The sequence below is a fragment of the Suttonella ornithocola genome, assembly GCF_001889065.1.
GTDB classification, from domain to species: domain Bacteria; phylum Pseudomonadota; class Gammaproteobacteria; order Cardiobacteriales; family Cardiobacteriaceae; genus Suttonella_A; species Suttonella_A ornithocola.
Map to the genome: position 1 here is coordinate 1 of NZ_LWHB01000128.1, position 4,998 is coordinate 4,998.

Annotated in this window: 5 protein-coding genes and 1 pseudogene; 4 read left to right on the plus strand and 2 right to left on the minus strand. The window is 40.6% G+C overall.

The features are described 5' to 3' along the window. The 4 genes and pseudogenes from A5N85_RS09740 to A5N85_RS09755 form a co-directional block, all read left to right on the plus strand. Positions 1-223, plus strand: a pseudogene (locus A5N85_RS09740) (ABC transporter ATP-binding protein); the annotation flags it as partial. A gap of 24 nt (positions 224-247) precedes the next feature. Continuing rightward, entirely contained in the window at positions 248-1,798 is a 1,551-nt protein-coding gene (locus tag A5N85_RS09745) for an ABC transporter substrate-binding protein (protein WP_072577055.1), read from the plus strand. A gap of 87 nt (positions 1,799-1,885) precedes the next feature. Continuing rightward, positions 1,886-2,869: an ABC transporter permease gene (locus A5N85_RS09750; protein WP_072577056.1), complete on the plus strand. Its 984-nt coding sequence runs from the start codon at positions 1,886-1,888 to the stop codon at positions 2,867-2,869. Next, positions 2,869-3,777, plus strand: a complete 909-nt coding sequence (locus tag A5N85_RS09755; RefSeq protein ID WP_072577057.1) for an ABC transporter permease — start codon at positions 2,869-2,871, stop codon at positions 3,775-3,777. Before A5N85_RS09750 ends, A5N85_RS09755 begins: the two co-directional genes overlap by 1 nt. 167 nt (positions 3,778-3,944) lie before the next feature. On the opposite strand, the gene A5N85_RS09760 is transcribed toward A5N85_RS09755, so the two are convergent. Both A5N85_RS09760 and A5N85_RS17325 read right to left on the minus strand, forming a co-directional pair. Next, complete coding sequence (locus tag A5N85_RS09760) at positions 3,945-4,841, minus strand: dienelactone hydrolase family protein (protein ID WP_211268144.1); 897 nt, start codon at positions 4,839-4,841, stop codon at positions 3,945-3,947. After that, positions 4,792-4,998: transposase (locus A5N85_RS17325; protein WP_346243179.1), on the minus strand; the 207-nt coding region annotated here is incomplete at its 5' end. The genes A5N85_RS09760 and A5N85_RS17325, both read right to left, overlap by 50 nt.

Below are 4,998 nucleotides of genomic sequence, written 5' to 3' on the forward strand. Positions count from 1 at the left end.
GCAAATTTTGAATTTATTAAAGGATTTACAAGACGAATTGTCTTTGACCATGCTGTTTATTAGTCATGATTTGCCTGTGATTCGGCAGATGTGCGACCGAATTGGGGTGATGCGTTTTGGGCAGTTATTGGAAGTTGGGAATTCTGACATGATTTTTGATGCTGCCCAAAAAGACTATACGCGAGAACTCATCTCGTTGATGCCGCGCTTTGACGCGCTTTAATGTAACTAACTGAAAGGAGAGAGAATGAAAATGAAGAAGTCTTTGTTTGCTTTGGCATTTGCTAGTGCGTTTGCTAGCACATTTGCTGCGGATATTACCATTGCCTATGATGCAGACCCTGTTTCTATGGATCCAATGGAGCAGCTTTCTCAAGACACGATGCAAATGTTAAACATGGTATTTGACCCGCTGGTTCGCTATAACAGTAAATTAGAGGTAGAACCGCGTTTGGCAGAAAGCTGGGAGCAGTTGGAGCCAACAGTGATACGTTTTCATTTGCGTAAGGGCGTGAAGTTCCACAGTGGCAATGAAATGACCGCTGATGATGTGATTTTCAGTTTTAATCGCGAAAAGCAATCCGCAGATTTTAAGGCGATTTTTGACCCTTATTTAGAAATCCGCAAGATAGATGACCACACCGTCGATTTGGTGATGAAGGAGCCGTATCCTTTGGTTTTGCCAACCATGAGTTATTTGGCAGTAATGGATAGTAAGTTCTACAGCGGTAAGGATGATAAGGGCAATGATAAGGCGCGTTTGGAAAAAAGCGCAGGAACATTTGCTTCTATGAATGAATCGGGAACAGGACCTTTTGTGCTTGAAAGTCGTCAGCAGGGCGTGAGATCAATCTATAAAAAATTTGCCGATTACTGGGATAAAGATACTGGTAATGTGGAAAAAGTGACTTTAGTGCCAATTAAAGAAAATGCCACGCGGGTGTCGGCTTTGCTATCTGGTGATGTGGATTGGATTTATCCTGTGCCACCAACCGATATTGCGGCGGTGGAGAAAAATCCGAAATATGATTTGTATTCAATTGCTTCTGACCGCTTGTTAGCCGTGCAAATTAACCAAAAAGTGGTGCCAGAATTTAAGGATAAGCGTGTACGCGAAGCGATGGCGTATGCGGTTAATAATGCAGGTATTGTGCAAAAAATTATGCGTGGAAATGCGACTGTTGGTGCGCAAAATTCACCAGAAGGCTATACCGGATATAATCCAGATTTAAAACCACGTTATGACTTGGGAAAAGCAAAAGCGCTGATGAAAGAAGCCGGTTTGGAAAAAGGCTTTACGGTTACGATGATTTCGCCCAACAATCGTTATGTCAACGATGAAAAGATTGCGCAAAGTGTGGCGGCGATGTTGGCAAAAATCAATATTAAGGTGAATTTAACCACAATGCCAAAAGCGCAATATTGGGATGAATTTGATAAATGCGCGGCGGGTTTGCAAGTGGTTGGTTGGTCTTCTGATACAGGCGATTCTGCTAATTACAGCGAATTTTTAACGATGACGCGCGATCCTGAAACAGGAATGGGCGCGTATAACTGTAATGGCTATTCTAATCCAACATTAGACAAACTGATTAAAGATGCAAACAAAAATACCAATACCGAAGCGCGCAACGCACAGCTACGAGAAGCATCTAAAATTGAATATGATGATACCGTCTTTATTCCTTTACACTGGGAAAATTTAAACTGGGGCTATACGAAGAAGTTCGAGAATTTCCCTGAAATCGTGAATTTGAAAAACTTCCCGCATTGGGAAAAATTAAAAGTTAAGGAATAACATTTTCAAGCGCTCCCTCTGGGAGCGCGCCTAGTTTTCAATAAATAACCAAACATTTTCAGATTAACCCTATCTCAGTACAACTATATGTTTACCTTTTTGTTAAAACGCATCGGACAGCTCATTGTCGTGATGTTAGCCATTTCCTTTATCGCGTTTGCGATTCAAAGCAAACTAGGTGACCCTGTTGCCCAAATGACGGGGCTAATGACTTCTGCTACTGAAAAACTAGCCTTACGGGAAAAGCTCGGACTCAACCAACCTTTTCTAACGCAATATTGGCAATATCTACAAGGTATCGTCATGCATGGAGATTTTGGCAGTAGCTATTTCTTTAAGCGTCCGACAATTGATGTAATTTTAGAAAAACTGCCAGCGACTTTGGAGTTAGTGTTAGCTTCTTCGATTATTGTGATTGGACTTTCTATTCCGCTTGGGATTTATGCGGCTATTCATCCGCGCAATGCATTAACCAAAATTATTATGAGACTTTCAACGGTAGGGATTTCTATCCCCGTATTTTTAACGGCTATTTTATTATTATTCGTGTTTTCTCAATGGTTAGGTTGGTTACCATCTTATGGACGCGGTAGTGTAACGGAGATTATGGGACATTGGACAACGGGCTTAACCACAATAGACGGTATTAAACATTTGATTTTACCTGCTATTGCCTTATCAACCATTATGCTACCGTTATTTATTCGCTTAGTTAGGAGCGAAATGATGGAAAGCTTAGGGCAAGAATATATCCGCTTTGCCAAGGCAAAAGGGCTGAAAGAAAAGACGATTTATTATAAGCATGCGCTAAAAAATACCTTATTACCCGTAATTACCGTTGGCGGTGTGCAACTCGGCACTATGATTGCCTACACGATTTTAACGGAAACCGTTTTCCAATGGCCGGGTATGGGCTTGATGTTTTTAGAAGCAGTTAATCGTGCGGATATTCCTTTAATTACCACCTATATTATTTTTGTAGGCTTTATATTTGTGCTCACAAATACACTTGTGGATATCATCTATGGATTGATTGACCCGAGAGTTACCGTTGCGGGAGGGAAAGCCTGATGAATCGTTTTCTACAATCTGATTTTTTCTATTATTTTAAGCGCGATAAAGTTGCTATTTTTTCTTTTCTCATTTTGCTGGCGATGATTATTGCTGCGCTGTGCGCACCTATAATCGCGCCGCATAATCCCTATGATTTAGCCAGTATTGACATTATGGATGCGGAAATGGCGCCATCCTGGATGGAAGGCGGGGAACAAACTTTTCTGCTAGGAACCGATGAGCAAGGCAGAGATATTCTTTCTACCATTTTATACGGATTGAGAACTTCACTCTCTATCGGACTTTTTGCAGTCGCTTTGCAGATGTTTATCGGTGTTGTGGTCGGTTTAGTCGCGGCTTATTATCGAGGTTGGATAGATGCTTTGTTGATGCGGATTGCCGATGTGCAACTGTCTTTTTCAACGCTAATGGTCGCTATTATTATTTCCGCCATTTTTAAAACCGCTTTTGGTAACGAGTTTTTTGCCAATCATGCCGTGCTGATACTCATTATTATCATTGGGATAGCCGAGTGGCCGCAATATGCACGCACCATTCGTGCCACCGCGCTTTCTGAGAAATCAAAAGAATATGTGGAAGCGGCAAAAGTCATGGGCTTTAGTGCGCCAAGAATTATGTTCCGCCATATCTTGCCCAACTGTTTATCGCCGATTTTGGTGATTTCTACCGTGCAAATTGCCAATGCTGTTATGAGCGAAGCGGCGTTGTCTTTCTTAGGGCTAGGTATGCCGCCCGATAAACCGTCTTTAGGTTCTTTGATTTCAAATGGTTTTAACTATATTACTTCTGGTAGCTGGTGGATTACGTTGTTTCCAGGAATTGTGCTGATTGTTTTGACGCTGGTAGTAAACTTACTGGGTGATTGGCTACGAGATGTCTTTAATCCTAAGCTCTATAAAGAATAAGCATTACTCTCGACACAAAAAGCCGTATGATAAAGACGGCTTTTTTAATACTATAGCCAACTTCCTAAAAAATGCATACAATGTTAATTCAATACCCAATTTGAAAACAGCATACTATCTTCAAGTACGATATGCATTTTGTGGGAACCCTGCTATATCAGCGTTATTTATGGCTGAGTAGGTTGAAGAATATCTTCAATAAAGCCTAAAGTGGCAGAACGTGCCGCAGGAAGATTTAATACATTGTGCGGCGCGTTTGGAATAAGCACGACTTGGAAAACATCAGCATTTTCAGCAGTGGAAAAAGTAGCAGCGCAGTTGCCAGTTGCAGAGGTATTTCCAATAAAGTCATTCTTTTGAGAGAAATATTTATCTGCATCAGCAATAATATTTAAAACGGGTGTTGGTTTTAAACTGGTATTATGATGTTTGACATAATAATTGTCCTCGCAAGACCAAGAGTAAATCAATTTTCCTAAAAAAGCGTCTCCATCATAACGAGCAACAGCGATAGCCCCTTCAGCATTTCCAGCTAAAAAGAGTTTATTAGTTTCTGCCCAAGAGGTTTTTTTAAGCGCATCTAAGGCAATTCCAATTTCACTGCTGCGTAATTGGTGCACTTTTTCATAAATTTCTTTATCAGCTGGTGATTGATAACGCAATCTATTTTCTAATTGCAAACTGTCAAAAATAAAGCTGGCAATACCATGCGCCGCTAACCATTTTTGCCAATGATCGTAACCATATTTAGGATCGATACCTGCAGAACCATGTAAGAAAATAACAACCGGGGCTTTTCCTTCGATTTTTGGTAAATCTGCAAATTTACCTTGATAAATTTTGCCATGATTTAGACTAGTGGGTAATGCCACTTGCGCATTTGAAATTCCTGCTTGAATAGAGGCTTCAGTATGTTGATACGCTTCACCTGTGACCATAAGTTGTACTGACTCAGCCGCCCATGCAGTTATAAAGGAAAAATTTGCTATCGCTACTAACACTGCTATAGTGCAATCATCTAAAACCCAACCCAATCCAAAGCAGATAAAAGAATAAAGTATCAATACAATCCATCCGCCATTCTTTGCGTATTTGCTTAATCCAAGCCCACATCTTTTCAATAGGATTTAAGTCTGGACTATAAGGGGGTAACCAAACTATCTCATGCCCATGCTCTTCAATGATTGCTTGAATATCACTGCGTTTTATGAAAAAGCGGCA

What these genes read in the sequence shown, in the direction of transcription:
- A5N85_RS09745 (WP_072577055.1), top strand. Translation starts at nt 248, where the DNA reads ATGAAAATGAAGAAGTCTTTGTTTGCTTTGGCATTTGCTAGTGCGTTT.
- A5N85_RS09750 (WP_072577056.1), top strand. Translation starts at nt 1,886, where the DNA reads ATGTTTACCTTTTTGTTAAAACGCATCGGACAGCTCATTGTCGTGATG.
- A5N85_RS09755 (WP_072577057.1), top strand. Translation starts at nt 2,869, where the DNA reads ATGAATCGTTTTCTACAATCTGATTTTTTCTATTATTTTAAGCGCGAT.